27 protein-coding genes are annotated in these 26,996 nt (G+C 65.2%); 10 read left to right on the forward strand and 17 right to left on the reverse strand.

What is annotated here, in order from left to right:
* Positions 1 to 66 precede the first annotated feature (66 nt).
* On the forward strand, positions 67 to 498 hold the full coding sequence (locus C380_RS14455; RefSeq protein ID WP_051022544.1) for a hypothetical protein: 432 nt from the start codon (positions 67 to 69) through the stop codon (positions 496 to 498).
* Between the two features lie 188 nt (positions 499 to 686).
* Here the strand turns inward: C380_RS14455 and C380_RS14460 are convergent, their stop codons facing one another.
* Positions 687 to 1,736, reverse strand: a complete 1,050-nt coding sequence (locus C380_RS14460; protein WP_015014597.1) for an MBL fold metallo-hydrolase — start codon at positions 1,734 to 1,736, stop codon at positions 687 to 689.
* 335 nt (positions 1,737 to 2,071) lie between these two features.
* The gene (locus C380_RS14465) at positions 2,072 to 3,112 is read right to left on the reverse strand and encodes an AraC family transcriptional regulator (protein WP_015014598.1); all 1,041 of its coding nucleotides are present in this window, start codon (positions 3,110 to 3,112) and stop codon (positions 2,072 to 2,074) included.
* A gap of 194 nt (positions 3,113 to 3,306) precedes the next feature.
* On the opposite strand from C380_RS14465, the gene C380_RS14470 reads away from it, so the two are divergent.
* From C380_RS14470 to C380_RS14500, 7 genes are read left to right on the forward strand one after another with little or no spacing between them, the layout of a single operon-like run.
* The gene (locus tag C380_RS14470; protein WP_015014599.1) at positions 3,307 to 4,452 is read left to right on the forward strand and encodes an acyl-CoA dehydrogenase family protein; all 1,146 of its coding nucleotides are present in this window, start codon (positions 3,307 to 3,309) and stop codon (positions 4,450 to 4,452) included.
* Positions 4,453 to 4,454: 2 nt separating this feature from the next.
* On the forward strand, positions 4,455 to 5,531 hold the full coding sequence (locus C380_RS14475; protein WP_015014600.1) for a CaiB/BaiF CoA-transferase family protein: 1,077 nt from the start codon (positions 4,455 to 4,457) through the stop codon (positions 5,529 to 5,531).
* On the forward strand, positions 5,528 to 7,195 hold the full coding sequence (locus tag C380_RS14480) for a long-chain fatty acid--CoA ligase (protein ID WP_015014601.1): 1,668 nt from the start codon (positions 5,528 to 5,530) through the stop codon (positions 7,193 to 7,195). Before C380_RS14475 ends, C380_RS14480 begins: the two co-directional genes overlap by 4 nt.
* A 28-nt stretch (positions 7,196 to 7,223) precedes the next feature.
* Positions 7,224 to 8,405 (forward strand): thiolase family protein, encoded by a 1,182-nt coding sequence (locus C380_RS14485; protein ID WP_015014602.1) that lies wholly within the window; start codon positions 7,224 to 7,226, stop codon positions 8,403 to 8,405.
* Complete coding sequence (locus C380_RS14490) at positions 8,402 to 9,202, forward strand: enoyl-CoA hydratase/isomerase family protein (protein WP_043565471.1); 801 nt, start codon at positions 8,402 to 8,404, stop codon at positions 9,200 to 9,202. Before C380_RS14485 ends, C380_RS14490 begins: the two co-directional genes overlap by 4 nt.
* A 30-nt stretch (positions 9,203 to 9,232) precedes the next feature.
* The gene (locus tag C380_RS14495; protein ID WP_015014604.1) at positions 9,233 to 10,015 is read left to right on the forward strand and encodes an SDR family NAD(P)-dependent oxidoreductase; all 783 of its coding nucleotides are present in this window, start codon (positions 9,233 to 9,235) and stop codon (positions 10,013 to 10,015) included.
* Positions 10,016 to 10,048: 33 nt separating this feature from the next.
* On the forward strand, positions 10,049 to 10,837 hold the full coding sequence (locus C380_RS14500) for an enoyl-CoA hydratase/isomerase family protein (RefSeq protein ID WP_015014605.1): 789 nt from the start codon (positions 10,049 to 10,051) through the stop codon (positions 10,835 to 10,837).
* Between the two features lie 47 nt (positions 10,838 to 10,884).
* Here C380_RS14500 and C380_RS14505 read toward each other — a convergent pair whose 3' ends face one another.
* The 9 genes from C380_RS14505 to C380_RS14545 form a co-directional block, all read right to left on the reverse strand.
* Positions 10,885 to 12,867: a relaxase/mobilization nuclease and DUF3363 domain-containing protein gene (locus C380_RS14505; RefSeq protein ID WP_015014606.1), complete on the reverse strand. Its 1,983-nt coding sequence runs from the start codon at positions 12,865 to 12,867 to the stop codon at positions 10,885 to 10,887.
* Positions 12,868 to 13,327: 460 nt separating this feature from the next.
* Positions 13,328 to 13,927: a S26 family signal peptidase gene (locus tag C380_RS14510; protein ID WP_015014607.1), complete on the reverse strand. Its 600-nt coding sequence runs from the start codon at positions 13,925 to 13,927 to the stop codon at positions 13,328 to 13,330.
* The gene (locus tag C380_RS14515; RefSeq protein WP_015014608.1) at positions 13,924 to 14,457 is read right to left on the reverse strand and encodes a DUF2840 domain-containing protein; all 534 of its coding nucleotides are present in this window, start codon (positions 14,455 to 14,457) and stop codon (positions 13,924 to 13,926) included. Before C380_RS14515 ends, C380_RS14510 begins: the two co-directional genes overlap by 4 nt.
* The gene (locus tag C380_RS14520) at positions 14,454 to 14,717 is read right to left on the reverse strand and encodes a hypothetical protein (RefSeq protein ID WP_003056186.1); all 264 of its coding nucleotides are present in this window, start codon (positions 14,715 to 14,717) and stop codon (positions 14,454 to 14,456) included. The genes C380_RS14515 and C380_RS14520 overlap by 4 nt, the downstream gene beginning before the upstream one ends.
* Entirely contained in the window at positions 14,714 to 15,352 is a 639-nt protein-coding gene (parA, locus tag C380_RS14525) for a ParA family partition ATPase (RefSeq protein WP_015014610.1), read from the reverse strand. Before parA ends, C380_RS14520 begins: the two co-directional genes overlap by 4 nt.
* A gap of 253 nt (positions 15,353 to 15,605) precedes the next feature.
* Positions 15,606 to 16,457 carry a replication initiator protein A gene (locus C380_RS14530; RefSeq protein ID WP_015014611.1) on the reverse strand — a complete coding sequence of 284 codons (852 nt, stop codon included), beginning with the start codon at positions 16,455 to 16,457 and terminating at the stop codon, positions 15,606 to 15,608.
* Between the two features lie 26 nt (positions 16,458 to 16,483).
* On the reverse strand, positions 16,484 to 16,774 hold the full coding sequence (locus C380_RS14535) for an AlpA family transcriptional regulator (protein WP_015014612.1): 291 nt from the start codon (positions 16,772 to 16,774) through the stop codon (positions 16,484 to 16,486).
* An 83-nt stretch (positions 16,775 to 16,857) separates the two neighbouring features.
* A complete protein-coding gene (locus C380_RS14540; protein WP_015014613.1) occupies positions 16,858 to 17,607 on the reverse strand; it encodes a DUF2285 domain-containing protein in 750 nt (249 codons plus the stop codon).
* A gap of 341 nt (positions 17,608 to 17,948) precedes the next feature.
* On the reverse strand, positions 17,949 to 18,296 hold the full coding sequence (locus C380_RS14545; protein WP_015014614.1) for a DUF2958 domain-containing protein: 348 nt from the start codon (positions 18,294 to 18,296) through the stop codon (positions 17,949 to 17,951).
* Positions 18,297 to 18,519: 223 nt separating this feature from the next.
* Here C380_RS14545 and C380_RS14550 point away from each other — a divergent pair, with 223 nt between their 5' ends.
* Entirely contained in the window at positions 18,520 to 18,813 is a 294-nt protein-coding gene (locus tag C380_RS14550) for a helix-turn-helix domain-containing protein (protein WP_015014615.1), read from the forward strand.
* Positions 18,814 to 19,178: 365 nt separating this feature from the next.
* Here C380_RS14550 and C380_RS14555 read toward each other — a convergent pair whose 3' ends face one another.
* From C380_RS14555 to C380_RS14575, 5 genes are all read right to left on the reverse strand, one after another.
* Positions 19,179 to 19,493 (reverse strand): DUF736 domain-containing protein, encoded by a 315-nt coding sequence (locus tag C380_RS14555; protein WP_015014616.1) that lies wholly within the window; start codon positions 19,491 to 19,493, stop codon positions 19,179 to 19,181.
* A 917-nt stretch (positions 19,494 to 20,410) separates the two neighbouring features.
* Positions 20,411 to 21,766, reverse strand: coding sequence for a hypothetical protein (locus C380_RS14560; protein WP_015014617.1), 1,356 nt, complete (start codon positions 21,764 to 21,766; stop codon positions 20,411 to 20,413).
* A gap of 340 nt (positions 21,767 to 22,106) precedes the next feature.
* Entirely contained in the window at positions 22,107 to 22,319 is a 213-nt protein-coding gene (locus C380_RS14565) for a hypothetical protein (protein WP_043566623.1), read from the reverse strand.
* Between the two features lie 56 nt (positions 22,320 to 22,375).
* Positions 22,376 to 24,439: a ParB/RepB/Spo0J family partition protein gene (locus C380_RS14570; RefSeq protein ID WP_015014619.1), complete on the reverse strand. Its 2,064-nt coding sequence runs from the start codon at positions 24,437 to 24,439 to the stop codon at positions 22,376 to 22,378.
* A 65-nt stretch (positions 24,440 to 24,504) separates the two neighbouring features.
* Positions 24,505 to 25,329 (reverse strand): DUF932 domain-containing protein, encoded by an 825-nt coding sequence (locus tag C380_RS14575; protein WP_015014620.1) that lies wholly within the window; start codon positions 25,327 to 25,329, stop codon positions 24,505 to 24,507.
* 563 nt (positions 25,330 to 25,892) lie between these two features.
* Here C380_RS14575 and C380_RS14580 point away from each other — a divergent pair.
* On the forward strand, positions 25,893 to 26,114 hold the full coding sequence (locus tag C380_RS14580; RefSeq protein WP_015014621.1) for a hypothetical protein: 222 nt from the start codon (positions 25,893 to 25,895) through the stop codon (positions 26,112 to 26,114).
* Between the two features lie 52 nt (positions 26,115 to 26,166).
* On the opposite strand, the gene C380_RS14585 is transcribed toward C380_RS14580, so the two are convergent.
* On the reverse strand, positions 26,167 to 26,517 hold the full coding sequence (locus C380_RS14585) for a DUF2958 domain-containing protein (protein WP_015014622.1): 351 nt from the start codon (positions 26,515 to 26,517) through the stop codon (positions 26,167 to 26,169).
* Between the last annotated feature and the right edge of the window lie 479 nt (positions 26,518 to 26,996).

The raw sequence follows: 26,996 nt of genomic DNA on the forward strand, positions 1-26,996 counted from the left end.
TCGCCGCTCCGCTACATGTCGTCCAGCGCACACAAGGAATCCTAGGTGCCGGTGCTGCGAGCCGCGATGACGAAGCGCCCCGATCGAATGACAAACGGCCCCTTTCTGAGAGCACTGTTCAAGTGCGCCAAGAGGTCAGGCGTCAAGCTGAATATGGTCGCCCGTGCGGCTGATATTCCAGCACGAAGGGCGCTTCTGCCTGCTGGGAACACCCCGGCAGTGTTGGGTGCCCAGGGGCTCACGCCCCATCGTCGGCGCACGCCTCAACGCCAGACCCTGTACGCCTTCGCCGCCGTCAGCACGCACGATGGCGTGATTGACTCTCTGGTGCTGCCCTGGGCCAACGCTGAGACGATGCAGGTGTTCCTGGCCGAGATGGCGCGACGCCATGCCGTCGAGTTCATCATGATGGTCATGGATCAGGCGGGTTGGCACATCGCGGGTCACTTGGATGTGCCACAGAATATGCGCCTAGAGTTTCTGCCAGCCTTGAGCTGAACCCGGTCGAGCATCTGTGGAAGGTGCCGTGCCAGGATTGGTTTGCCAACACGGTGTTCAAAGAACTGGAGGCCGTACACGACGCGCTGGTGCAAGGACTCATTGCTCTCGAAACACATCAGCAAAGAACCCAGTCAATGACAGGCTTGATTGGGTTACTTCTATATCCTTGAGGGCAAATTAGTGCATCAGGCGAGCCGATAGCGCATTGCACCGTCTTCGTCTTCTGCAGACACGATTTCCCCACGCTGGTCGAGATAGTTTAGGTGGGCGAGCGTCTCTCCGGTCGCGAGGTTGAGGTGCATTTGCTCCGCAACAATGGACGAACGGTACAGGGCGCGAACCAGGTCGATGACCCTCAGAGGCTGCACAAGTTGTTGCCTGACGCGGTCGGTGCCTCTGACGGTGCTCGCACGCAGTTGCTCCAACCGTAGGTGCAGGCCATGGAAAGGTTCGTTGTGGGCAGGCAGAATCAGGGCGCTCCCAGGTACGCGTTGCATCAACCGGTCGATGGAATCGAGCCAGCCCTGCAGAGGATTCGCATGCGGCTCGGTGGCGTACACGGAGGTATTGGAACTGATCCTGGGAAGAACCTGATCCCCCGATATCAGCAAATCCAGTTCGCGCGAGTAGAAGCACGCGTGCTCGGGGGAATGTCCTGTGCCGACGATGACTTCCCATTCCTGGTCCCCGATCCGCAACATCTGGCCATCCGTGAGCCGCACAAAGCTGTCAGGCAATGGATGGATCATCTTACCGAAGTCACCGAACCGGGTGCGGTACTCATCCACCTCGGTGTCGCTCCATCCGGCCCTCCGATAGAAGCGAACGCCATCGACTGGCGCTTCCCGCCCCGTATCGGCAAGCATCACCCGACAGCTCAAATACTCGTCTCGTGTCATCCAAAGCGCGCATTCGAAGCGACGTGTCAACCATCCCGCCATGCCCACATGATCCGGGTGCATGTGCGTCGCTATCACACGGGAGATGGGACGGCCGGCTAGCGGCCCCTGCGGAGCGAGCAAGGCGAGCCACGCGTTCCTGACGTCCACGCTGCGAATGCCCGTGTCCACGACCGCCCAACCAGGACCGTCGCTCAATGCCCAGAGGTTGATGTGATCCAGGGAAAACGGCAGCAGCATGCGCAGCCACAGCACACCAGGCTTGATTTCCGTGGCTTGGCCAGGGAGTGGGAGATCCGAGAACGGATACGAGAGTGCCGGGGCTGCGTCGGTCATGATGCTTGATTTACATTCTGGCAGTGCCGCTCCAAATGGCACACAGCCATCACTCCTATGCAGTGCGAGTTCAGTTTTAGCTTAGGAAGCTTAGAAGTCAGCCTCAACGGGTGGCAATGACGAATGACCTCGATAGGCTGACGGAAAACATCTGCTTCCTGGCGCAGCCTGTCGCTGCGCTGCCGTCGGTGCAACTGCCTCAAGGGCTGCAAACAGTCTCTTGAGCGCACGAGAGCCTCGCTCGATGTGGGCCAAGGCCCGGCAGCTATGAAGGCGCCGATCTTCTCGGTGGTCGGCTACAGCCTCGTGGCCGTGCCGGAATTGGTCGAATGCCTCTATGTAGGGTGCTGCCCGCTGCGCGAGCGGGCGCGGTAGGCTCCCGGCGCGCTGCCGGTCCAGACCTTGAAGGCGCGCTGGAAGGCGGTGCTGTCGGTGAAGCCCAGGTCGGCGGCGATGGCGATGAGCGAGGCTTCGCTGCTGGTCAGGCGCACGATCGCCATGTCGCGCCGCAGTTGGTCCTTCAGTGCCTGGAAGGAAGTGTCCTCGGTGGCCAGGTGCCGCTGCAACGCGCTCACCGACATGTGCAGGCGCTGCGCGGTGACGGCCAGGTCGGGCCATTCGGGGCTGGCCCGCTGCAGCACCATGCGGACCCGCGCGCTGGCGCTGCGCTCGTTCAGGTGCGGACCCACCACGTTGCCCGGCGTGGCGCGCAGGAAGGACTGCAGCGCGTCCCGATCGCGCCGCACCGGCTGTTTGAAGGCGTCGGCGTCGAACCAGGCGGCCGTGCGCGGCTGCCCGAAGCACAGCGTACCGGAAAAGATGCGCCCGTAGCTCATCGCATGGAGCGGCTGCGCAAAATTGAAGTCGAATCGCTGCGGCACCAGCCGGCCGCCGTGCAGCCACAGCAGCAAGCGCCAGAACACGCGCAGCAGATGTGCGTGAAGGAATTCGGCATGTGCGCCCGCGCCGCCGCGCATCTCCAGCGCGAAGCCCCCCAGCGCGCCCTCGGTCACGGGCACCAGCGCCACGTCGTCCTGCAGCAGGGCGAAGGATTCGCTCAGGCGACGCAGGGCGTATGACAACGAATGGGCAGTGAACGCGCTGCGCACCATTAGCGCGAAGCTGCCCGGGCGCATGGGCCGCCCATGCAGGTAGCCCAGGCACTCGTCGTTCAGGCTGTCCTTGACGGCGATAAACAGCGCGTTGAACTGCTCCACGGTTACGCGCGAATCCTCCAGATCCAGTAGCGATTCGCTGATGCCTGCGCGCCCCAGCACGCCCTCCAGCCATTCTTGCGTGGCCAGCCCCTTGCCGCGCGCGCCGTCCAGCAGGCCATGCACGGCGAAGATAGGAGCAGTAAAGACGGGTTGCAGCATGGCGTGTGATCGAAGGGGTCAACGCCGGTCGCACGGGCCGAACGAAGTTATTTGTCAGTTGATTGAGGCAATCCGCCATCGCCCTTGCAGGGGCCAATTATTACGATTGTCGCATCCCCCAAAGCACTTCGGCAGTGGCGCTGTGCGGAACGCCCGGCGCGGGGTCAGAAGCCAACATACAAGGAGACACGCTCATGCTGCCACAGCTGTATCGCCACGCCTGGATGGACGGCGAGATCGACGCCTTTCGCGAGCAGGTGCGCCGCTACGTTGCCGCCGAATTTACTCCCCGGCTCGACGAATGGCGCCGCCAGGGCTACATCCCGCGCGAGGTCTGGCGTCCGTTCGGCGAGATGAGCTTTCTGCTGCCCGAGATGCCCGAGACCTATGGTGGTGCCGGCGCCAGCCTCGCCTACCAGCTGGTGGTGCAGGACGAACTGGCCAAGGCCGAGATGCCGGTCAATATCGCGGTGCACACCATCGCGTCGCATTACATCCTGGACTTCGGCACCGAAGCGCAAAAGCAGCGCTGGCTGCCCAAGGTGACGAACGGCGAGATGCTGGCCGCAATCGCGATGACCGAGCCGGGCTGCGGCTCGGATCTGAAGGCCATCTCCACGCGGGCCCGGCGCGACGGCGACCACTACGTGATCGACGGCGCCAAGACCTTCATCACCAACGGCTTCACCGGAAACCTGCTGATCGTCGCGGCGCGCACCAGTGGCGCGGGCAGCAAAGGGGTGTCGCTGTTCGTATTGGAGACCGAGAACCTGCCAGGCTTTCGTGTGGGCCGCCTGCTTGAAAAGATCGGCATGCAGGCCTCGGACACGGCGGAGCTTTTCTTCGACAGCGTGCGCGTTCCAGCCGACCAACTGCTGGGGGGCGTTGAAGGCCAAGGCTTTGGGCAACTAATGGGCGCGTTGCCCTACGAGCGCATGGTCATTGCAGTGCCGGCGGCGGCCGTCATCGACCGGGCGTTGGAGCTCACCATCGAATACACGAAGCAGCGCAAGATATTCGGCGCGCCTCTGTTCGACATGCAGACAACGCGCCAAAAGCTGGCCGAGATGGCGACCATCGCGCATGTGGTGCGCAGCTTCGTCAACGACTGTACCCAGCGACTGCTGGACGGCACACTCGACAACGAGGCCGCCTACATGGCCAAGTGGTGGTGCACCGAACAGCAGTGCCGCGTGGTGGACGAGTGTCTCCAATTGTTCGGCGGCTACGGCTACATGGCCGAGTACCCGATCGCGCGGATGTATGCCGCTTCGCGAGTGCAGAAGATCTACGGCGGTGCCAACGAGGTCCTGAAAGACCTGGTTTCGAGGAAGCTGTGAACATGCCGCACACGTCGCACACGCTGCAGTTGCCGCTGCACGGCGTCCGTGTGGTGGAGTTTGAGGGCATCGGTCCAGGCCCTCTGGCCGCCAGGATGCTGGTCGACATGGGCGCCGAGGTGATCGCGCTGGCACGGGCCGAGCAGGCTGCTGGGGCGCAGCGGCTGGGCGGGACGGTGGAGAACCCGCTGCACCGCGGTAAGAAGGTCGAGGTCATCGACCTGAAGTCGCCAGGTGGCAAGGCGCGCGCACTGGAGCTGATTGCCCAGGCCGACGCCCTAATCGAAGGCTTTCGCCCAGGGGTGATGGAGCGGCTGGGCTTTGGCCCCGCAGATTGCGCGGCGCGCAATCCCCGACTGGTCTATGGCCGGATGACGGGCTGGGGCCAGGACGGGCCGCTTGCCCAGGCCGCGGGCCACGACCTGAACTACGTCGCGCTGACGGGCCTGCTGTCGCTGTCGGCGCACAGGGGGCAGGCGCCCATCGTGCCGCCCTCGGTACTCGGGGACGGTGCCGGGGCGCTAGGCATGGCTTTTGGCATCGCCTGCGCGCTGGTCGATGCACGGGCCACCGGCCGTGGCCGGGTTGTGGACGCAGCCATCGTGGACATCGTGGCCATGCTGGGCACGCTGGTGCACTGGATTCGCGCCAACGGGCAGATCGACGGCGCACAGCCGAGCCCGTTCCACGATTCGCCGTTCTATGACGTGTACGTCTGCGCCGACGGTGGCTTCATCAGCCTCGGCGCGATCGAGCCGCCGTTCTACGCATTGCTGTTGTCCAAGTTGGGCCTGGCGGACGTGAACCCTGCAGACCAGTACGACACGGCGGCGTGGCCGGCGTTGAAGGAGCGCATCGCGGCCCTCATCCGCACCCAGCCCCAGGCGCACTGGTGCGCGCTGCTTGAAGGCAGCGACGCCTGCTTTGCACCCGTTCTCAGCCTGGCCGAGGCAGTGCGGCATCCGCACAACGCGGTACGGGGCATCTACCAGACCACCTCTTTCGGCGCCATCGAAGCGGCCCCGGCCCCACGGTTCCAGGCACTCAACGCAACCACCACCCAGGAGACAAAGAAATGACTGCTACCACCCACATCGTCCGCGGCTGCCCGTCCACCACGGGCAACGACCGCCAGCTCAACACCACGACGCTGATCCGGCACGCCGCGCGCACCCATGGGGACCAGGAGATCGTCTACCGCACACCCGATGGCGGCTGGGATCGCTACACCTATGCCGACTGCTACGCGCGCGTCTGCCGCAGCGCCAATGCGCTGCGCGCGCTCGGTGTCGAGCCCGGCGACCGGGTCGGCATCCTGGACTGGAACAGCCGACGTCACTTCGAGCTGTACTGGTCTATTCCCGGCCTGGGTGCTGTCATGTTGCAGATGAATCTGCGCCTGGGCCCAGAGGACCTGGGCTACGTGGTCGACCACAGCAAGGTGTCCTACGTTTGCGTGGACGAGTCATTACTACCCATTGCCGAATCCGTCGCAGCGAATTCGCCCCAGATCAAGGGCTGGATTGTCATGACCGACAAGCCGCTGGACCAGATCAAGACCACGCTGAAACCGCTGCTGCACTACGAAGACCTGCTGGCCGCCGCCGACACCCAGATCGACTGGCCCGAGATCGACGAAACCTCGGCCTACAGCGCCTGCTACACCACCGGCACCACGGGCAGGCCCAAGGGCGTGTACTACTCGCACCGCGGCATCTACATGCATTCCACGGGCATGGCCACCAATCTGGGCATGACGCTGGACGACTGTGTGATGCTCATCACCCCCATGTTCCACGGGCAATGCTGGGGCTTGCCGCAGGCCGCCACGCTGCTGGGCGACAAGATCGTGCTGCCGGGCCGCTATGTCGCCGAGGACACCAAGCCCCTGGTTGACGCCATGATCGCCGAGGGCGTGACGGTCGCCAACGGCGCACCGGCCATCTTCCAGCCCATGCTGCAGTACATCGAGACGATGCCGGTCAAGCCGGACTTCAGCCGCATGCGCATGCTGTCCGGCGCCTCCGAGCCGCCGCTGTCGATGATGATCGGTTTCTACAAACTCACCGGTGCCGAGGTGGTGCATGGCTACGGCGCCACCGAAGCCACGACGCTGGTGACGATGAACCGCCTCAAGTCCACGCTCAAGAAGCGCCTGACCGAGGAAGAGCGCTGGAACCTGAAGCGCAAGCAAGGTCTGGTGCTGACCGGGGTGGACATCCGCATCGTCGATGCCGACGACAAGGACTTGCCGCATGACGGAAAGTCGGCAGGCGAGATCTGCGTGCGCGGCCCCTGGATCACGGCCAGCTACCACGACATGCCCGACTCCGCAGACCGCTTCCTGGAAGGCGGCTGGTGGCGCTCGGGCGATGTCGGCACGGTGGACGAGAACGGCTACCTCAAGGTCACCGACCGCATCAAGGACGTGATCAAGAGCGGCGGCGAATGGATTTCTTCCATCGACATGGAAAACCTGCTCATGGGTCACCCCGCCGTGCGCGACGCCGCAGTTGTCGGCGTTCCGCATCCGAAGTGGCAGGAGAGGCCGCTGGCCCTGGTGGTGCTGAAGCCTGGCCAGCAGGCGACCCAGGAACAACTGCAGGAACACCTGACCAGCGCCTTCGCCAAGTGGCAGTTGCCGGATCAGGTCCTGTTCGTCGAGGCCATCCCCAAGACCAGCGTCGGCAAGCTCGACAAGAAGCGTATACGCGCCGAGCACGCGGATCGCTACGCCGAGTGACGCCGGCTTTTTTATCCAGGAGAACAACATGAAAGACCATGAACCCGTCATCGTCGGTGCGCTGCGCACCCCCGTGGGCAAGCGCGGCGGGCGCCTGCAGAAATGGCATCCCGTCGATTTGTTGGGCGAGACGCTGCGCCAACTGGTCGAGCACTCCGGCATCAACCCGGCCGATCTGGACGATGTGATCGTCGGCTGCGTGCTGCAGTGGGACCAGCAGCACGGCAACCTGGGCCGGCATGCCGTGCTGGCGGCGGGGCTGCCCGAATCCGTTCCGGCGGTGACGGTCGACCGGCAATGCGGCTCCGGCCAGCAGGCGGTGAGCTTTGCTGTGCACGGTATTCAAGCGGGTGCCTACCAGTTGGTCATCGGCGCCGGGGTGGAGTCGATGTCGCAGGCGCCCATGCCGCCGTCATTCAAGCCTGGTGCGCCGCTTGGCGCGCAATACAGCCCGAGCGAACTGGCGCGCTACCAGGACAACCCGCTGATACCGCAGGGCGCTTCCTCGGAGTTGATGAACAAGCGCTTTGGCCTCACGCGCGAGGCCCTGGATGCCTTCGCCGTGCGTAGCCATCGGCGGGCCACCGAGGCCTCGCAGGCTGGCCGCGTCAAGGATCAACTGGTGCGGCTGACCGAGGATCCGGCCGATCCGGACAGCCCGGTCGTCGCCGCCGACGAGGGCGTGCGCGCGGACCCCAACCCCGAGAAGATGGCCACGCTGAAAGCCGTGTTTGCCGCCGACGGCGCCACCACGGCCGCCAACTCATCGCAGATCAGCGACGGCGCCGCCGCGCTGCTGATCGCCAGCCGTGCCTACGCCAAGCAACACGGCCTGAAGCCGCGTGCGCGCTTCGTCAGCACCGCCGTGGCCGCCGCCGACCCGGTGATCCAGTTCACCGCTGTGCTCGACGCCACCCGCAAGGCACTGAAGGAATCGGGTCTGACCCTCGACGATATCGATCTGTTCGAAGTCAACGAGGCCTTCGGAGGCGTGCCGCTGATGTTTCAGCAGGAGTTCGGCATCCTGGACGACCGCCTCAACGTCAACGGCGGCTCGATAGCCATCGGCCATCCGCTGGGCTCTACCGGCGCGCGCATGCTCACTGACCTGCTGTGCGAGCTGGAGCGCCGGGGCGGCCGCTATGGCCTGCAGACGATTTGCGAGGCCTCGGGCACGGCCAACGCCACCATCATCGAGCGGCTTGGATGAGCGGGGCCACCATGAGCGAAGCCAGCGAAGTGCTCGTCAGCCGCGATGGCGCCATCGCCACCTTGACCATCAACCGCCCGCGCGCGAAGAACAGCTTGAACCGCGCGGTATTCGATGGCCTGCGTGCGCAGCTTGTGCAACTGCGCGACGACGATACCGTGCGCGCGGTCATCATCACCGGCGCCGAGGGCGTGTTCTGCGCCGGGGCCGACATCACGGCCTTCGATGCGCTGCGCGCCGAGCCGCTGCTGGGCGATCGTGCGGCGGCAGGCGGCCACTTTTGGTCGGAACTGGAGCGCTTCCCCAAGCCCGTCATCGCAGCGGTGGAAAAGCTCGCGCTGGGCGGCGGCACAGAATTAGCGCTGGCCTGCGACATCGCGATCGCTGGCGAGTCCGCCAATTTCGGTGTGCCGGAAGTCAAGCTGGGCGCCATTCCGGGTGCCGGGGGCACGCAGCGCCTGATCCACGCTATCGGCAAGTCCAAGGCCATGGCCCTGCTGCTGACCGGCGATTTCATCGACGCCCGCATGGCTTGCGATGCAGGCATGGTCGCCGAAGTGACGGCTGATGGCCAGGCCCTGCCGACGGCGTTGGCGATGGCCAACCGGATTGCAGCCAATTCGCCGCTGGCCGTGGCGCTGGCGAAAGATGCGGCACTGGCCAGCTTTGAAACTCCGCTCGCGCAAGGCCTGGAGCATGAGAAGCGCAATTTCCTCGTCGCTTTGCGTTCGGCCGACAACCTGGAAGGGCAAGCGGCATTCCTAGGCAAGCGCACACCCAACTTTACCGGCCAATAGCGCCTGTTTCTCACCCATCGAGGAAAAACCATGCAACTGAACTCCGACATCTCTGCCGTCATCACCGGGGGCGCTTCCGGCCTGGGAGCCGCCACGGCCCGGCGTTTGGCCAGCCATGGCGTCAAAGTCGCCATCTTCGACATGAACGAAACCGTCGGCCAGGCGTTGGCTAGCGAACTCGGCGGCGTTTACTGCAATGTGGACGTGATGTCCGAGGAGCAGGTGGACGCCGCCTTCGCCAAGGCCCGCGCGGCCATTGGGCAGGAACGCATTCTGGTCAACTGCGCCGGCACTGCCGATGCCGTCAAGACTGTCAGCCGCGACAAGAAAACCGGCGAAATCCGCCCATGCGCGGCAGATCGTTTCAATCGCATCATTCAGATCAACCTGGTGGGCACCTTCCGCTGCATCGCCAAGTCAGCTGCGGGCATGTTGACGCTCGCGCCGCTGGCCGATGGCGACCGCGGCGCCATCGTCAACACCGCTTCGGCCGCCGCGCAGGACGGCCAGGTCGGCCAGGCCAGCTATGCGGCCAGCAAGGCAGCCATCGTGGGCATGACCCTGCCAATCGCGCGCGACATGATGGACGAAGGGATCCGGATCAACACCATCATGCCGGGGATCTTCGGTACACCGTTGCTGCTGGGCCTGCCGGACAACGTCAAACAGGCGCTGGCGGCCAGCGTGCCCTTTCCCAAGCGTTTAGGCGACCCCGATGAATTCGCGCAGGCCGTCGAGTTTCTCGTTACTTGCGGCTACATGAATGCCGAGTCCATTCGTGTGGATGGTGCCATTCGCATGGCGCCGCGCTGACGCTGAAATTTTGATCAATCAGGGAACGTCAGCATGCCTGGAAATCCGGTAATTCTCGAAAAGAATGGTGCCGTCGCGACCATAACACTCAACTCGCCAAAAAAAATGAATGCGTTGAGCACGTCGGTCGTAAACGTGCTCGCTGGTGTCATTGCAGATGTCGAACGCGATGGCTCGATTCGAGCTTTACTGCTGCGCGGTGAGGGCCGGATGTTCAGTTGCGGAGGTGACATCGAAGAAATGGTGGCCGCGGGCGATGCGTTGTCTACTTTGGTCGATGACGAACTGAGAGTGGCCGAAAGCATGATTCCTCAATTCGCCAGCCTGCCGTTCCCGGTAGTCTGCGCTGTACAAGGCGCGGTAGCCGGAGGCGGTCTCGGGCTTGCCTTGGTCTCTGACTACCTGATTGCCGCAAGTGGGACGAAGTTTGTGGCGGCCCATACCGGCCTCGGATACGCGGGGGATTTCGGCATCAGCTGGCTACTTCCACGCGCAGTGGGTGGACGACGCGCACGAGACATGATCTTGACCAATCGCGTAGTCAGTTCGGACGAGGCCTTGGCCTGGGGATTGGTCGAGAAAGTGGTTCCTGGCGAGAGCCTGCTGGACGAAGCGCGGCGTATGGCGGTGCAATTTTCGGTCGGACCAACGCAAGGTTATGCGGGCGCCAAGCGCCTGCAACTCGCTGCCTTCGAGAGTGATCTGGCGACCTCATTGAGGCTGGAGGCGGCCGAAATGAATCGAGCCTCGAAAACCACAGATTCGCTGGAAGCGGTCCGCGCGTTCGTCGCAAAGCAAGTCCCGCAGTTTGCCGGACGCTGAACGGCTGTAGACGCATCCGGTCGGTGGGTGCTTAATTGCTGCTGGCGTCAGGTAACGGATAAACCCTGCTGCCGTCGGATTTGCCAGGATACGGTGCCACCATGTACCTGCGCAGAAATCAGCATGCCGAGTCGTTGTTCGATGACAGGCGTCCATGGCACCAAGCTGAACCCCATACCATCATCGAGCATGGCAAAGCGGCCACTGGCGAGCATGAGGCTGCGTCGGTAGATGCCGGTCACGCGCTGGCCATCGGCCGCCAGACGGTGTTTCAGCCCGGTTTCGGTGGCAATATCCTTGGCAGCCCGAATCACATCCCGATCGCGTAGTGTCGCCAATAGATTGCGCGCGAGGATTACGCGCTGCCCGCGCCGCTCTGCCAGCCCCTGTTCGGCCAGGAATTCGGCGCGCTGCTGCATCGCCTGGTTGACCTCGCTGCCAAAGCCCAGGTTGCCCAGGCCCGAGCCGCCGCCGATCAACTGCTGGTCGAGCCAGGTGGCTCCGATCACGCGGGCCTGCCGCTCGATGGGCAGGTGCGATTTCAGCTCCACCGCCACGCCGCCCAGGCGCTGCGCATCGTAGCGACGGCCCTGCTCGGGCAGGTCGCCCGGCACCTTCCATAGCCCCTCGGCCACCCGTTCCACGATACCGGCACGGCGCAAGGCTTCCAGCCGGCGGACGTGGGACGCGACCACTTCCTGCGGATCGCGGCCGGGCAGGGCCTGACCCTGCGCGATGGCAAGGTGGTGGTCGGTGCGGTACAGGCCATCGCTCGCCAACGCGGCGATGTTCTTGTCGGCCGCGCGCACGTCAGCCGATCTCCTTGCCTCCACCACAGCGCCGGTCGGATAGTTCGCCAGCTCGTCGCGGGCGTTGAGCGCAACGTAGTGGGCCATGCCGTCCACGCCGTCGATGACCAGATAGCCCCGGTCGTGCAGTTCGTCGGCCAGCCCCTTCGCGGCCACGCGGCCGAGGATGGTTCGGCCATCGTCCCCAGGCTCGAACACCGCCAGTTCGCGCGGCTCGCCGCGCATGGCCCGCTGCATGGTGCGGATGATGTCGCCGCGCTCGCCCAGGGCGCGCAGGGTCTTTTCCGCATCGTTGTGGACGGTCCACGTGCCGGGCTTGGCCTCGTCGGCCAGGCCCAGGCGCTGCAAACGCTGCAACCTGCCGATCAGCAGCAGACGCTGGCGTTGCAGTCGGGGTTCGTTGAGCCGTTCGACATGCACCATGCCATCGTCGCCGGCCTCGCGCTTCAAGGTGCGATCCAGGCTCGTCCACCGCTCCTGATCCACCTCGCGCCGCAAGGTCTGCTGGATCTCCAGCTCGGTGCGCGGGCCCAGCCATTCGGTCGCCAGTTCGGCGGCGCGATGGCGGAACCCATCGGCGATGTAGTCGCCCGCGATGATGAGGTCTTTGCCGGTGTCGTCGCGCCCGCGCACGACGATGTGCGTGTGCGGGTTGTCGGTGTTCCAGTGATTGACGGCCACCCAATCGAGGCCCGTGCCAAGGTCGGCCTCCATGCGACCCATGAGGTGCCGGGTATAGGTGCGCAGGTCTTCCAGCTCCGCGCCATCTTCGGGCGAAAGGATGAAGCGGAAGTGATGCCGGTCGTCGGCGCAGCGTTCCTTGAACGCATCGAGGTCGGCGGCATCGGTCTGCGGCCCGTAGGCTTGGCCCGACTCGCCATCGCGGCCCACACCATCGCGCTCGATATAGCGCAGGTGCTTGGCAAGCGACTGCGGGCTGGCTCGGTGCTGATTGAGCAGCAGCGTCTTGATGGTCACACGCCGCGACATGGACGTGAGCTTCGCCCCCGCGAAGCGCGCCGCCGTGTGGCCGCGTCCCAAGCGTGAGCCGGGCCGCTGGCCGGAGCCGGCACTCTTGCTACTGCCGCCAGGACGGCGCACCGCCGACTTGCCGCTGCTGGCCTTGCCCGCCTGCTTGAGTACCTTGGAGACGAAGCTCTGGCCCCGGTTCTTCGGGGCGCTGGGACGGATGCGGAAATCGTCGTCGCGGCGGTCGGTCATGGCTGTGCTCCTTGCAAGTTCTGGCGTGTCCGGGCGTGCGAAGCACGCGGACATGCCCGCATCGGCGCGGGCTTCGCGCCTCACGCGGCACGGCGGCGAAGCCGCTGCGTGTCGCGCCACCCCCATGTGCAGACTGGCTTTGCGGGCCGACAGGTGCCGCACCCTTTTGTCTTGCCTTCCGCATTTGCCTCCCCTAGCACTCCAGGTTTTCGCTCCCGGCAACTGCGGCCCGGTGGCAAGGCTGCACCAGCAGCCAGCGCACCGGCGAACGCGGCGATGGCCGCAGGCCAGCCGTGTTCGAGGCAAGACGCCTGCACGTGGGACGGCTGCGCCGGAGGCAGCGCGAAGTGCCGCGCGGATGCGCTCGCACTGCACGCGCGACGACATGGCAATAGCAGTCGGAATGACACGCCGGATAGCACGACAGGACGCACGGCGACGTGCAGCGAATCGGCGGCCATCATGGGCGCGACTCCAGCCAGACCGGGCGCGCGACGCCGATCACGGCGGATGCACTGACCGGTCCGAAATACCGGCTGTCGAATGACGCCGGATTGGTGACGCTGAGCAGGAACAGCTCGCCAGGCCGAAGGTGGCGGCACTGCTCCCAGGATGGCAGTGGTCGGCCCCAGCGATCGGCAGGCAGCACGGCGGCCGAAGGCACGCCGTTGATGCGGACGCTGCCGTCGGCGATGCACACCTCTTGCGGCGCCACCGCGCCCACGCGCTTGAGCAGCGGGATGCGCGTCGGCAGGTAGCCGCGCTGCGCAGCGAGCGCGGCAGCTTCGGCGGGTAGCGGAACCAGCACGATGCTGCCCACTTCCAGCCGACGTGGCGGCGAGCTGGTGCGATGGTCGAGCGGATCGACGCGATACCAGCCGACCGCCACGCTGTCGGACGGGTTGTAGGTCAGGCGCGGCAGCGGATGCACGAAGGACGCCCAGGCCAGGGCAGCGAGGCCGCAGGCGGATAGACCCGCCAGAACGATGCGAGCGCACAGGCGCGAACGAGGACGCGGCTGGATGCCGGTTGCACCGGCAACGGCGAATGGGAGCGTCATGGCAGCGCCCTCCCGGCCAGCCAGGTGGCGTGCCGCTCGGCGGTGTACTCGGGCAGCGGCAGACGCGCCGCGAGCCGATTGCCCAGCGTGCGCCAGTAGGCGGGCGAGGCGGAAGCGGGCGCGATGCCCAGCGCTTCGATTCCGTCGATGCGCTCCAGCGCGGCGCGCACCGATTGCTCACCCTCGGCGTGCAGCAACAGGCGCGCGCCCGGCTGCACACCGGGGATGCGCTGTGCGCCATCCATAGGCATGCACGCCTGCATCACCATGAGCTGCCAGCGAATCGTGCCGTAGTCGTTGGCCTGCCAGCGGATGCGGCAGAGAACCGCATTCGGCGTGAACACCGCGCAGCGGCGCCAGCGGTCGAACCGGATGATGCGGGCAGGATCACCGAAGCGCAGGTAGAGGTCGAAGCGTTGGTCGATGTATGCGAGCGCAACGCGCGTCAGCGGCACGCCGTCGGCCACGCCGACAGGCGGGATGGACGGCACCGCCGATGCAATCGAAGCCGTCGAGGCGGGTGTGTTCATGAGGACTTCTCCGGGAATTCCCGTTCCAGCAGCGCGCGCAACAGATCGGCCACCGTCACGCCTTGCGTGAAGGCCGATACCTTGATGCGCGCCCGCATGGCGGGCGTGATGTCGAGGGTCAGGCGGGCCGTGTAGAGGTCGCCTTTCTGGAGGTCATCGGCACTGCCCTGGCGAATCCACGCCTCGGCGTGCGGATTCGCGGGCGGGCGGGCGCCGATGCCGATGCGCTTGCCCGTGCGCTTGCTGGCAGGAGTGCTCATGACGGCCACCGCAGCAGTTCATCGACCAGCGCGGTGATTTCGCGCGCGGCGGAGCTGTCGGGCGCCGTCTCGCGTGCGAGCCGGCCAGCGGCCACGCTGTCGGCGAACACGATGCGCTGATGCACTTCCGCGTGCAGCGCAGGAAGCGGCTGCTCGGTCAGCGCGCTGCGTGCTTCGCGCCCGATCACGGTGGTGCTGACGCGCCGATTGATGACGAAGGCCGAGCGCAGCGCAGGCCGGAACACCTGTGCCTCGCGGATCAGCGCCACCATCTCGGCAGAAGCCCAGAGGTCGTAGGGGCTGGGCTGCACCGGAATCAGCACGCGCTCTGCCGCCAGCAGCGCGGAGCGCGCCAAGGCGGCGATGCGCGGCGGCCCGTCGATGACGACGTGATCGGCTCGCCTGGCGAGGTCTGGCGCCTCCTGGTGCAAGGTTTCGCGTGCCAGGCCCACGGCGCCGAACAGCCTTGGCAAGCCTTGCTGGCTTCTGCGCTGCGTCCAGTCCAGCGCGGAGCCTTGCGGGTCGGCATCCAGCAGGATGACCGACTGCCCGCGCATCGCCAGCTCGCCGGCGATGTGGGTGGCAAGCGTGGTCTTGCCCACGCCGCCTTTCTGGTTGAGCAGCGCGACGATCATGGCCTGGCCCTCCGCGTTGGAAAGTCCGGCTGTTGCTGCTGGTTTTCGTGCCGCGTGGTGGTTGTCCACCGAGGCGCGGCGCTTCTACTAAAAGTTAGAGAATTTAAGTTAGGGAAGTTAAGGGACGCCGAAACCCGCGCCAGCATTGGCTTTGCGGCCGATAGACACGCCTGATAGCACGACAGTCCCACGCCTGATAGCACGATACCTGGCACGCCTGATAGCACGAGCCCGTCCACAGGCTTTGTCCCGGTTATCCCCGTGCCGTTTGCGGCACGGGCCGGAAGGTCAGCAGCTCGGCGCCATCCAGTCGCTCGATGCCCAGCACGTAGCCCGGCAGCGACTGCCGCGCGACCAGCGCACGCAGGTCGCAGGCGAAGTCGTAAGGCTTCGCGGTGCTGCCCGACTTGCGGTGCAGGTGCCTGAAGTCGAACTGCCAGCCGCCCGGCTGGCGCCCACCGTGCTTGCGCACCAGCCGGTACAGCCATCGCTCGATCCCGCCCGTCAGCCGGAAATACGCCGGGTCGATGGTCAGCACCAGGGCGGCGTCCATGACGCCGGCAAAGAACCAGTCCGGCAGGATCAATTCGAGTCCCAAGGGCGTGCCCTTGGCATCGGCCAGCTCCTTCCACTCGTTGATCCACGAGAAGCGATGCAGCCGTCTTCCCGTGGTCTCGCGGATCGACGTGGCCACCGTCGTGGACTGAAGACGATCCAGCGCGGCCTTGAGGCGCTGGTAGTCGCGCAGCGACGTACCGCGCCCGATGAAGCGCAGAATCTCGTAGGGCGTGGCCTGCATCAGCCGCGATGGGCGCAAGCCCGCGTCGCGCGCCTCCACGATCTGCGAGGCCGCCCAGATCAGCACGTCCGCGTCCCAAATCGTCGCGATGCCATGCTCCTGCGTGCCCTCCACGCGGATCGTGATGCCGCTGGCGCGGAAGTCGATAGGCGCCACGCGCCGCGACTTCGCCAGCGAGAAGAACGGAAAGGCCATCAAGTCCTGGCTGTCGCGCGGCGCCATGTCGCCCGGCAGGGCGCGGAACAGGTCGAGCTGTTCGCGCTCCGGCACGGGCGGCTGCCGGAACGGCAGCGCAGAGCTGGACATGGCGAAGGCCACCCGCGCGCCAGCGGTCAGCGCGCACGGCCGTCCGCCGAGTGCTGCTCGGCGTATTCGGGATCGGACGTGGTTTCGTAGCTGCGCTCGGCGGCCCAAGCATCGAGGTCAGCCACGGCGTACATAACGCGGCGGCCGAACTTGCGGAACTTGGGGCCGCCACCTAGCACGCGCTGCTTCTCCAGCGTGCGCGGCGACAGCCGCAGATAGTCGGCGGCTTCGTCGTTGGTCAGATAACGCTGTGGCTGCGCGGCAGCGGCCGGGTTGGTTGCGAGTGCGGCAGCAGGCCGCAAGGGAGCAGGACGCATGGTGAGAACCTCCATCGGTTGCAGGGCTCCGGCCACACAGCGCAACCGGATGGAGGCAGTCTCAGAAAACGAAGCGCTCCTGCTCAGGGTCGTTTTGCGTCCCCTTCAAAACGACCCTTCTCAAGCGGTGGGAGGTGTGCTAAGGCGCGATAGCCGCCGCGCATCAGTGCATCGCCGCGCCGTACCAGGCGGCGCACTTTGGAGCGCAGGCCGCCGTCGCTGTACCAACCGGCCACGGCATCGGTACCGAACAAGCCCTCCGCCACCTCGCGCAAGGACGCGCCCGCCAGGGTCGCGTCGAGCGCCTGCAAGGTGTGCAGCTCCCGCAGCGCTGCAGGGGGCGGCCTGGGCCGTGCCATCGGCGCAGGCGTGTCAAGCACATGCGTGGCCCCACGGCCACGATAGGTATGGGCCACGGCCATCCCGTCCTCCACGCCAGGCGCCAGCGAGAAGCGCAGGCAATGGCCGGGGCTGCGCGCGGTCAGCGCCAGCCCCTTGCCGTCGTGGAGCAGTTGCTTGTGGCCGGGGATGCGCCAGAAGGCGAAGGTAGCGGCATCCTGCGGCGGATCGGCGTCGGGGTAGAGCTGCACCACGGCCTCATGGCCGGGGAGCCAGGCTGGATGCGCCTCACGCGCATCCAGGGCCGGGTCTTCCAGCAGACGCAAGCCCCAGTGGTGCGCAGCATCTGGGCGGCTTGCATGGCGCAGCCAGTCGAGCCGGTAGTCGGGATGGCGGCGCAGGTACTCCCAGGCCAGCGCGAGCGTGTCCAAGCACAGGACGTAGAGGTAGGCGGCGGTCGGATACCAGTGCGCGAGGTGGTGCGGCTCGGCCATGACGAAAACTCCCGTAGAGCAGGACTGCCGTCACAGGGTTCACATGCAAACGTCACCGCATCGAACTAGCATCCAATCGTGAATAAGCTGGTAGATTAGTAACTTGCGTGTCAAGACGAAAAGCATCCGATGGATTGCGTGGATCGTCTGAATGCGACGGTGGCGCGCGAGGAAATGCGGCCTCCTGCGATATCCACCGTGCCTCATGGCGCGGCCGGCGTCATGACCGTTTGCGTCAGGGCAGCACTGGTTTGGTGCAACAGTGCGGACTAAGACCTAACAGGTCTGGAGCAAGACCGAAATAGTCTCAATGCGCCCGGCTTGGCCGTGGCGCGAGCGGCTCAATCGAGGACGGAACCGTTCTCCTGGGCCAGCCGCAGGTATTCCGACAACGGGCGCACCGCCCGGAAATACCGGTCCCGCATCACGGGCTGCTGGCGCGGCCCGACGATGGAAGCGAGGTCGGACAGCTTGATCTCACCCAGCTCGGGCATCCCCAACCCCAGGTCGATCAGGCCATAGGCCGTGTCGCCATCGGCGGGGTCGAGCGACACCAGCAGCCAGGTGGCGTGCGCGTCCGGGGTGAACAACCGCACCACGGGCAGCGGGTCGATGACTTGGCCAGCGGCCCGGACCCGGCCGTATTCCAGCAGTTGCTTGTGCTCGTCCTCGGTGATGAGCCTGTTCATGGGCACCCCCTCATTCGCACAAAACCGCCGAAGCGCGAAACCGCAAAACCGTATCGGCGGGTTTAAGGAAAGCCACGGAAGCGGCTTTGCGCTTCCGTCCAAAACCGCAGCTACGGATTTCCGTAAAAGCACAGAAGCGGCAGGCCAGCATGAATGAACACTATAGATTGTAGCCCTATAGGGCGCAATCGACTGTCATCTTGGATTTTGGGGAGATCCAGGGTTGGCAGCAAAACATACATTGTCGGAGGCACTAAAGACCATCAGGAAAGCGCGTGGATTGAGCCAGGAAGCGTTCTCTGACGTGTCCAGCCGCACCTACATGAGCACGCTGGAGCGCGACCTGAAGAGCCCCACGTTGAGCAAGCTGGCCGAGCTGTGCGAAGTCATGGAAGTGCATCCGCTCACGCTGCTGACGCTGGCTTATGCGGGCGACAACCTGCAGCAGGCCGATCAGCTTCTGGCGCAGGTGCGCCAGGAGTTGGAGACTGTGGCGAAAAAGAGTGACAGGCCATAGCGCGCTGGCGCTGGCATGGCCGATCCGGCTCAGCCGGTTCGGGGTGTCGAGGGGCGCCAAGCTCTGCGCGGCGGGGATAGCCCGCAGGGCTTTCCCCCGGAGGCAAGCGAAGCGCGCAGCGCCGCAGGCGCGAAGGCGGGAGGGATTGAAGCCGAATGGCCGTGACGCCGCAGGTGGCACGGGGCGCAGCCCGCAAAGCCCCGTGGTGCGCAGCACCGACCCGCCCGCATCTACATCTGCAAACTCAAATCGCGAACCTGCCGCCAGGCGATTTATGGCGGGCCAGACATCTCCTGGCCTTGCCCCTGAGCAGCACTACATAAACAGCACTGCGCCCCGCCGCAAAGGGCGGGGCGCGGCGGCCGTCAGGCCGCCTGGGGCTTGCTGCGCGACCAGATCAGGTCGTGCGTGCCGTCCTCGCCTTCGATCAGGCGGGCATAGACCGTGGCCGGGAACGAAGGATCGTCGAGGGTCACCGATACGTAGCTCCGGCCGGCCTCGCTGGTCTTCTTCCATGCCGCGCCGATGTCGTGGCTGGCGGCCTGGACGCGGAAGTCCGGGGCTTTCTCGTTGTCCCCCTTGTCGTTGGGCACCAGCTTGAGCTTGACGTTGAGCATCAGGGTGCGAAGCGTGCCGGTGAAGCCGTCTTTGTCTGCGGTGAAGCTGCCGATGTTGGCCATGATGAAACTCCTTTTGGTTGAACAAGGTTCGCGCCCATCGCGTCCTTGTTGTGATCCGGTCGGCGGGGGACGGGCGGGCTGCACCGCTTGCGGTCGAAACGCAGTGGAGAGCCGGGAGGCGAAAAGAATTTGGCCCGCGAGGAATGCGCGCAGCGCAGGGGAAATTGTTTTCGCCGGACGGTTGCAGCCATGAAGCCCGAGGCGCAGCCGCGCCACCGCCAGGATTCACAACAACACAAGGACGCCTTGGGCCGAACCGCTCCAAAAGGAGATGGGGCCGACTCGGCATCCCCGCACGAAGGCTGCACCGGCTCGCTCCCAAACGCGGGCCAGGTCAAGACCCCAACGACAGGCGCGAAAGCCCCTGCCGAACTTTGCGGTGCCAGTCTTGAGGCGTGGCGTGGAAGCTCCATAGCGATGCCGGGCGGGATGTCCATGAACCGTCCTTCGTGACGTGATGGGCAAGAACCGCCAGCGTTGAGGACGGCGCGCATTCGCACAACCTGCCGCAGCAAGCCTCGGCGTACCCGTCACGCCCTGCCGGTTGCGGCGGGGGCGCTGGCCCGGCCGATCCGGCAACGCCGGTTCGGCGGTATTCGAGGGGCGCCAAGCTGCGCGCGGCGGGGATAGCCCGTAAGGCTTTCCCCTGGAGGCAAGCGGAGCGCGCAGCGCCGCAGGCGCGAAGATGTGAGTGGATTGAAGCCGGATGGCCGTGACGGCGAAGTCGGCACGGGGCGCAGCCCGAAAGCCCGGCGGTGCATCGCACCGACACGCTCAATCATCTTGGGCGCCGTATCAAAAGCCACAGGGAGCACGACGCCAGAGAACGGCCCATGCTGCCCCTCACAGCAGGTCAAACCTGTTGCTCGATGAGTTGACCTACGAGGGGCAACTCTCGGTCGCGATTCGCCTCGGTTCTATTCTTTGACTGAAATCAGAGTAACGGAGCCGAATGGTTGCCACTCGGGGACGCGCGACACAAGTTGTCCGTCGCCCCGCAGCCAGTGGTGCGCAGCCCCCGGAAGCATTTCAGGGCGCAGTGGGTACGCAGCATTTGGATTGTGATACACGTCCATTCCCTCCATCCAAGTCTCACTGTAGTCAGGAGAGTTCACATTGTGAATAAAGGTCGTCGGCAGCTCCGAGTTCGGATCACGGTTGGCGGCAGTCCCTTCGCGTACCAGTTGGACACGATTGGAACCAAAGCCCGCAAGGACTCCCATGCGGTTGAACTTGGAGATGGTGGCACTTGCGTTGGAAATCACAGCGCTGATGTTCTCTGCACCAGGCAACGCAAAGAAGCCGGATGCCACGGTCTTCGGCCCCCAGACATGGGTTGCGATCTTCGTTGGGGTGATGACGAGTTTGTCCTCGGCATCCTTATGCCAGTCCCACACCCTTCCGTACAGGTAGATAGGTAGCGCCGTCCTGCTCATGACCATGGAGTTAGGAGCGTGGAAGTCCTGGATGGCGAATACGAGCGGACGATCCTTGACGTTCTCCTTTTCCCAGTATTTCTTGCCGAGTTTGGCGGTCAGCGGTCCCGCATATCGGATAGGCATGTACTGCCTCTGAAATTCCTGTATCTGCTCATTCGTATCCAGAGGCGGAGGCGGCACAAGTTCGCCGGCGGGAGTGCGACTGGGATTCACGGTGGTGGCTTCAATACAAAACTCACCGAAGGCACTTCTTGCGCAAAAGTCCGGCATGGCGAACGTCTTGTCAAAGATGTAGCCGGACTCGACCAGCGCGGCGAACAGGTACAACTCCCACAGTCTGCTGTCGAAGCCAGTTGTCTGAAACTGCTCAACGAAATTGCCGTCCGCGTCCTCATACCAGCGCATCATGGGTTTCATCAACTCAACGGCGGGTGAGTAGCCCTCAAGCGATCTGATGGTCGCGAAATCGCGATTGAGCTTTGCTTCCGCCACGATGGGGGTGAAGAAATCAACGGGCTTGCCCTTCTCGTCGCCCTGCGCTCGCTGTCTTCCGAAGTCATTGTGAATCTTCTCGACAAGTGCAGGCGCCATAGCCAAAGCCTCGCCCATCGTCTCGAAGAACTTCGTCATCTCGACCCAGCGATAGCGCTCCTTGAGATCTCGCGCAAGGAGCATCGCCGAGTAGTCGCCATCCGTGATGTCCCGAATCACAACGACCAGCACCTCCTCGTCGTATGCCTCAAGCCATCGCACCTCCTCTGCCGCAATGAGTGCGCCTGGCTGCCGGCAGTACGCAGCAAGCGCCTCGAAGCGAACCTGCTTGATATCTTTCATTCCTCTCTCCCAAATGACGGCGGTGTGCTCCGATCAGATATCGAATTTCAGTCCATTCAGAACTGCAAGCACATATCCGATAGAAGGCTCGATAGGCCCAGAATTTCCCCTGGCCAGTTGCACATGCATGCACTATGCCGCATGAGTGAGCGGCAGAAGCAAGGTGCTGTCGCTGTCTGGAATATCGGCCGCGCATGTCAACGTCGCTGGAATTCCAGCGAAGGCGGCCGTGGGGTGACTGTGGGTCGTGGTTTGACACCGGGCGCGGCCACCGCCGCGCCCGGATTTTTAAGTTCACTGCGCCCAGGGCGGAACGGCCTGGGCGCAGTGCCGACGGTGGTTATTCCTTCGTCTCGATGATCCACCACACGGCGCGCTGCAAGGCGCGGCCCGCGATGGGGTGAATGTCGGTGAGGTCGGCGCGGGCCGTCCAGCCCGAGGGCGGGCGGTAGCCGCGCACGTCGCCATCGCCGTGCCAGCGGCGGGCGCGCACGGTGCCGGGGGCGTAGATCGCCGCCATGCGCGGGCGGTTGGTGGTGTTGATGGTGGGCATGGTTCGGCTCCCTGCGGCAAAGCGCCCCGGCCGGGGGCGCTTGCCTTCGGCATGGGTCAAACGGCCAATGCCTCGGCGGGTTCATCCGCCATTGCCTCGGTATTCTCCGGGGCGTCCTGCGCCTGCGATTCTTCCGGCGCGGCTTCCTGGCCTTCGGCCTTGAAGATCGCAGGCATCCAGCCCGTGCCGCTCACCAACCGCTCGGCCTCGCTGGCAATGTCGGCCTTCTTGAGCTTTGCCAGCCGGTGGACGCTGTCGGGCGCGAACTCGCCCACGGCTTGCAAAACCGCCGGCTTCGGAACGTGCTTGAAATAGCCTTCCGCCGTAGGTTGCCACCATGCGCCCATGTCGAGGCCCACGGCCTGCGCCAGTTCCGCGCCGGGCTGCTGCGCCGTGGCGCGCGGCGTCACCACGTCCACCGTCGAAGCCACGCAAACGGCCAGCAGTATGACCAGTTCGCCTTGCTCCATCGCCAGCAGCGTGGCGAACAGTTCGGCGCTGTCCTCGGGCAGCTTGCCGCCCCACGCCTCTTGCAGTTCGCGCAAGGCCACGGCGGCGGGCGACTCGGGCCAGTCCGGGGCCATGCCGTCCAGCCGATCTTGCACTTTCAGGCCCACGCCCAGCGGCATATCGTGGCCGTAATAGCGGCCCTGCAAGACGGTCTGCACCATGCCATGCACCAGCGCGGCCAGCGCCACCTGCGGATGCTGGGCCACCTCGATTTGCAGCGCGGCGGTGCGGTGGGCGCTCAGGCGCTGGGTCAGTCGGTCGGAAATCGTTGCGGCCTTGGGCTGCTCGTCTTCCTCGCCTTCGTCATCGTTCGCGGCGTCCGGGTCGGTGAAACCTTGGCGCAGCTTTTCCAGCGTGCGCAATGCTTTGGCCTCGGCCTCGCGCAGCAGCCCGCGATGAATCACGGCCTCGCCGTTGCGGTCGATGGTGACGATGGCACCGGCTGCGGCCTTCACGTTCGCGTCGTACCCCTGCAAGCCTTCTTCCAGCGCCTGCAACTGCTCGCCCAGGGCTTCGCCTTCCTCCTGCAAGGCATCGGCCTTGTCCTCGTCTTCGGCATCCGTCGCGGCATCAATGGCTTCGGCCACCTCCTGCATCTTGGCTTGCAGCTTCTCGATGCGCTGCGCTTCGCGCTTGTTGGGTTCGCGCCGCTCCCTCGGCGCACGCTGGAAGGCGTGCAGGTCGGCATGGGTCACGCTCGGCGTGGCATCGGCCCAGGCCCAGCCCTCGGCCTTTACCTCGGCGGCGATGCCCGCCAGCTTGTCCTGCGCCAGCCGCTCCAGCAGCGCGGCATCGGTCAGATACACGCCCGCATCACCTTCCGCGAACAGGTCACGGCGGATGCCGCCGCCTGCCTGCTCGTAGGCGTCGAGTCCGACGAAGCGCACCAGCGGATGCCGGTAGGCGTCAATCTCGCGCTCCGTCAGACGTTCGCGCAAGTGCGAGGGGTGGCGCTGCCATTGCGGGGCGTCGTAGTAGGCGGCTTCCTGCGCCGCATGGTCATCCGTCCCGGCCAGGGCCATCAACTGGTCAAGGCTCACGGCATCGGCGCGATAGTCGGCCATCAGGCGCGGCGAGACATTTGCCAGCTTCAAGCGGCGCTGCACCACCAGCGGCGTAACGGAAAAATCCGCCGCAATGTCCTCGATGGGTCGGCCTTCGGCCACCAAGGCCGCAAAGGCTTCAAACTGGTCTGCCGGGTGCATGGCTTCGCGCTGCACGTTTTCCGTGAGGCTGGCGGTGCGGGCCGTGCCATCGGCCACCTGCAGGCAAGGCACGTTCCAATCCTTGGCGATGCGGTGCTTCTTTGCCAGCAGCTTCAACGCGGCCAGCCTGCGGCCCCCAGCCACCACCTCGTAATGCTGGTCATCGCTGGAGGGAATCACGATCAGGTTTTGCAGTAGGCCCACGCGCTGGATGCTCGCGGCCAGCTCGGGGATGGACATGCGCGGGACGGTCTTGCGCACGTTGCGGCCCGTGGGGCGCAGCACCAGCCGCGACAGCGGCACCAGGATCATGTGCTTGCTCGGGTCGGCGGCTTGCAGCACATTGGCGGCGCTGCTGGCTGCGGTGTTGACGGCGCGGGCTTCGGTTTGAGTGATGGCGTTCATGGTGTATCTCTAATCGAGTGAAACAAGGGGATGGAGGGGAAACCGCCCCTCCGACGGGGGAACGGTCAGGCCTTGAGCTGGCGCATGCCATCGGCCAGCAGCCACAGGGCGCGGTTCAGGCGAATGTCGGAATCAATGCCCTGCACGGGGCGGGTCTGCTGCCTGCGGCCATTGGCGGCGCGGCCATGCAATCCGCCTTTGGTCAGGTTTTCCTGCGTGCGGTTGAACACGCTCCACAGGTCGGGGCGTCGATCCTCAAACCGGCGCGGCATCAGAATTTGGCTTTCCGTGACAGGCGCGGGCTTGTCCGGGTCGTCGTACTTGAGGGCCAGCGCGGCACGGGCGAACACTTCCGATTCGCCATCGTCCAAGGTGATGCCGCGCATCAGGTCACGCGACTCTTTCACGCGCTCAAAGCCGCTCAATACCTGATAGGCCCCCTCGATGACTTGGCCCGCCACGTCGCCTTTGTGGGGCACGCGCACATCGGCAAAGGTGTCGCCGCACACCAGCCCATTGGCACAGATAAATCTGAACTGACCAGCCAGCATCTGATAACTGCTCGTGCCATCGTGCGAGTTCAGCAGCACAATTTCATTGGCCTCCGCGCCGTTGATCTGGCTGGCATGACGCAGGCGCAGTAGGTGTTTCGTGTGCTCGCGCCGCCCCTCGTTGCGCACGCGGGTCTGGCACACCATGAAGGGCTGGAAGCCTTCCTTGCGAAGCTCGGTCAAGACCGTGGCGGTGGGGATGTAGGCGTACCGCTCGGAACGGCTCTCATGCGGTGCGTCCGCGAAGATGGACGGGGCCACGCGCCGGATCTGGTCATCCGTTAGGGGATAGTCGGAACGCAGCGCGGAGGAATGGTTTGCAAAACGGGATGCGAGCATGTCTTTCTCCTGACTTGGCTGTTGAAGAAAACCGCACACCGGATTCCTAGATTCGGAGCCCAGCCTTGTGGCTGTTCGGTGCGGCCGGCACGAGGAACCCGGTTGGCCCTGTTGCCACCGTCTTTCCTGAGTTCATCGCCCGCGACGAAATGGAGCCCGTGGACGGGGGCCGTCAAGGAGACAAGCGCAGGATTGGTGCGGCCCGCAGGCGCAGCCGAGGACACGGCCCTGCGCGCCTTGACGGCCCCCGTCCGCGGGCTACAGTCGCGGACAAGGTGATGAAGTCAGGGGAGACGGCTGGACAAGGCAACGGCCCTTCCACACGCCGACCGCACGGCAAGCGAAGCGCGCAGGCCCGAAGCTGGAAGCCGGGCCGGAGGCGTCAGCCGAACGGAGTGAGGGGACGATCGAAGCCCGAAGGGGGCGAGACGCCGCAGGCGGCTCGATGCGCCAGCACGAGAGCGCGACCGGCCATTTCCCAGGGGGCCGGGGACGCCCGAATCCCCGCAGCACAATCCCCCACGATCACAGCAGGTCCCGGCATCGGCACAATGACACTTGCCATGGACTTACGCGAACTAACGGACGATGAACTGATGGCCCAGGCCAGGGAATGGCGGCAACGGGCACTGCGCGGTGAGAAAGACGCGCGCGGCTTCGCGCACGAACTGGAATGCGAAGTCCGCCGGCGCTTCCCCAGGAACGACGTATCCCAGACCTTGCCGCAGGTGCGCCTGCTGGGCGTTCTGCCGCAGACGGCCCACCGGCGCTGGAAGCCCTGGTGAACGCACCAGGGCCGAGAGAAGGCGTAGGGCGCCCCACGACACCGCGGCAGAATCAGACCATGACCCGCCCCGCCAGCCGCGCATCGCGCGCATAGGCGCTCAAGCGCCTGTCTGCGCGGAAGTACAGATCCCGCTCGACCGGCAGGCCGATCCGACCGCGAAGGCCCACCAGCTCTTCCAGGCTGAGATAGCCCAATTCAGGCAGCCCCAGACCCAGATCGCACAACCCATAGGCACGGTCATGGTCGTCGGGATCAATGGCCCCCAACAGCCAGGTCGCGCTCGCATCGGGCGTGAACAGTTTGACCACGGGCACGGGATCGAAGTCTGGGTCCCGCAGCGATGCGCAGCCGTTGGACAGCAGCAGCGCGCGCTGCTCGTGGGTGATGAGTGCGTTGTTCATGGTGAACTCCTGAAGGATGCCGGGCGGAATTGCCCACCCCCTCCGGGTCACGGTGCAGCGCAAGCCGTCAAGGGTCCACGACGGCCGCCAGGACGCAAGCGCCAACGGCGCGCAGCCCTTGCACGGCGAGCACGCCGTGGCACGATGAAGGGAACAGCAAGCCGCCACGCCCCACCATTCACCTTGCCCTTTCGCCAAGTGCGCAGCATGCGCAGCCCGTGAGTGCCAAAGCTGCGCCATCCAGCGCTGCACATGTCGGGCACATGGAACCACGCCACTCGGCCGGCGCTGATCGCGCGCTTCGGAACTTCGTGATCCCCTGGTTCGGGTTCGTAAGCGCCAGGCCCGTGAGCCAGGGGCGTGAGGTTGAGTGCAACGCAATGGCTGGCAAAGCGCGGGCGACCAGACCTTAGCCCTGCTTCCCGGCCATAAGGCGTCACTTGCCCCTGTCGTACGACCGTGAGTTAGATTCGCTAAAC

The organism is Acidovorax sp. KKS102 (assembly GCF_000302535.1).
In the GTDB taxonomy this organism is placed as follows: domain Bacteria; phylum Pseudomonadota; class Gammaproteobacteria; order Burkholderiales; family Burkholderiaceae_C; genus Acidovorax.

Coding starts and splice junctions, on each gene's coding strand:
- C380_RS14455 (WP_051022544.1), top strand. CDS start 67: ATGACGAAGCGCCCCGATCGAATGACAAACGGCCCCTTTCTGAGAGCA.
- C380_RS14460 (WP_015014597.1), bottom strand. CDS start 1,736: ATGACCGACGCAGCCCCGGCACTCTCGTATCCGTTCTCGGATCTCCCA.
- C380_RS14465 (WP_015014598.1), bottom strand. CDS start 3,112: ATGCTGCAACCCGTCTTTACTGCTCCTATCTTCGCCGTGCATGGCCTG.
- C380_RS14470 (WP_015014599.1), top strand. CDS start 3,307: ATGCTGCCACAGCTGTATCGCCACGCCTGGATGGACGGCGAGATCGAC.
- C380_RS14475 (WP_015014600.1), top strand. CDS start 4,455: ATGCCGCACACGTCGCACACGCTGCAGTTGCCGCTGCACGGCGTCCGT.
- C380_RS14480 (WP_015014601.1), top strand. CDS start 5,528: ATGACTGCTACCACCCACATCGTCCGCGGCTGCCCGTCCACCACGGGC.
- C380_RS14485 (WP_015014602.1), top strand. CDS start 7,224: ATGAAAGACCATGAACCCGTCATCGTCGGTGCGCTGCGCACCCCCGTG.
- C380_RS14490 (WP_043565471.1), top strand. CDS start 8,402: ATGAGCGGGGCCACCATGAGCGAAGCCAGCGAAGTGCTCGTCAGCCGC.
- C380_RS14495 (WP_015014604.1), top strand. CDS start 9,233: ATGCAACTGAACTCCGACATCTCTGCCGTCATCACCGGGGGCGCTTCC.
- C380_RS14500 (WP_015014605.1), top strand. CDS start 10,049: ATGCCTGGAAATCCGGTAATTCTCGAAAAGAATGGTGCCGTCGCGACC.
- C380_RS14505 (WP_015014606.1), bottom strand. CDS start 12,867: ATGACCGACCGCCGCGACGACGATTTCCGCATCCGTCCCAGCGCCCCG.
- C380_RS14510 (WP_015014607.1), bottom strand. CDS start 13,927: ATGACGCTCCCATTCGCCGTTGCCGGTGCAACCGGCATCCAGCCGCGT.
- C380_RS14515 (WP_015014608.1), bottom strand. CDS start 14,457: ATGAACACACCCGCCTCGACGGCTTCGATTGCATCGGCGGTGCCGTCC.
- C380_RS14520 (WP_003056186.1), bottom strand. CDS start 14,717: ATGAGCACTCCTGCCAGCAAGCGCACGGGCAAGCGCATCGGCATCGGC.
- parA (WP_015014610.1), bottom strand. CDS start 15,352: ATGATCGTCGCGCTGCTCAACCAGAAAGGCGGCGTGGGCAAGACCACG.
- C380_RS14530 (WP_015014611.1), bottom strand. CDS start 16,457: ATGTCCAGCTCTGCGCTGCCGTTCCGGCAGCCGCCCGTGCCGGAGCGC.
- C380_RS14535 (WP_015014612.1), bottom strand. CDS start 16,774: ATGCGTCCTGCTCCCTTGCGGCCTGCTGCCGCACTCGCAACCAACCCG.
- C380_RS14540 (WP_015014613.1), bottom strand. CDS start 17,607: ATGGCCGAGCCGCACCACCTCGCGCACTGGTATCCGACCGCCGCCTAC.
- C380_RS14545 (WP_015014614.1), bottom strand. CDS start 18,296: ATGAACAGGCTCATCACCGAGGACGAGCACAAGCAACTGCTGGAATAC.
- C380_RS14555 (WP_015014616.1), bottom strand. CDS start 19,493: ATGGCCAACATCGGCAGCTTCACCGCAGACAAAGACGGCTTCACCGGC.
- C380_RS14560 (WP_015014617.1), bottom strand. CDS start 21,766: ATGAAAGATATCAAGCAGGTTCGCTTCGAGGCGCTTGCTGCGTACTGC.
- C380_RS14565 (WP_043566623.1), bottom strand. CDS start 22,319: ATGCCCACCATCAACACCACCAACCGCCCGCGCATGGCGGCGATCTAC.
- C380_RS14570 (WP_015014619.1), bottom strand. CDS start 24,439: ATGAACGCCATCACTCAAACCGAAGCCCGCGCCGTCAACACCGCAGCC.
- C380_RS14575 (WP_015014620.1), bottom strand. CDS start 25,329: ATGCTCGCATCCCGTTTTGCAAACCATTCCTCCGCGCTGCGTTCCGAC.
- C380_RS14580 (WP_015014621.1), top strand. CDS start 25,893: ATGGACTTACGCGAACTAACGGACGATGAACTGATGGCCCAGGCCAGG.
- C380_RS14585 (WP_015014622.1), bottom strand. CDS start 26,517: ATGAACAACGCACTCATCACCCACGAGCAGCGCGCGCTGCTGCTGTCC.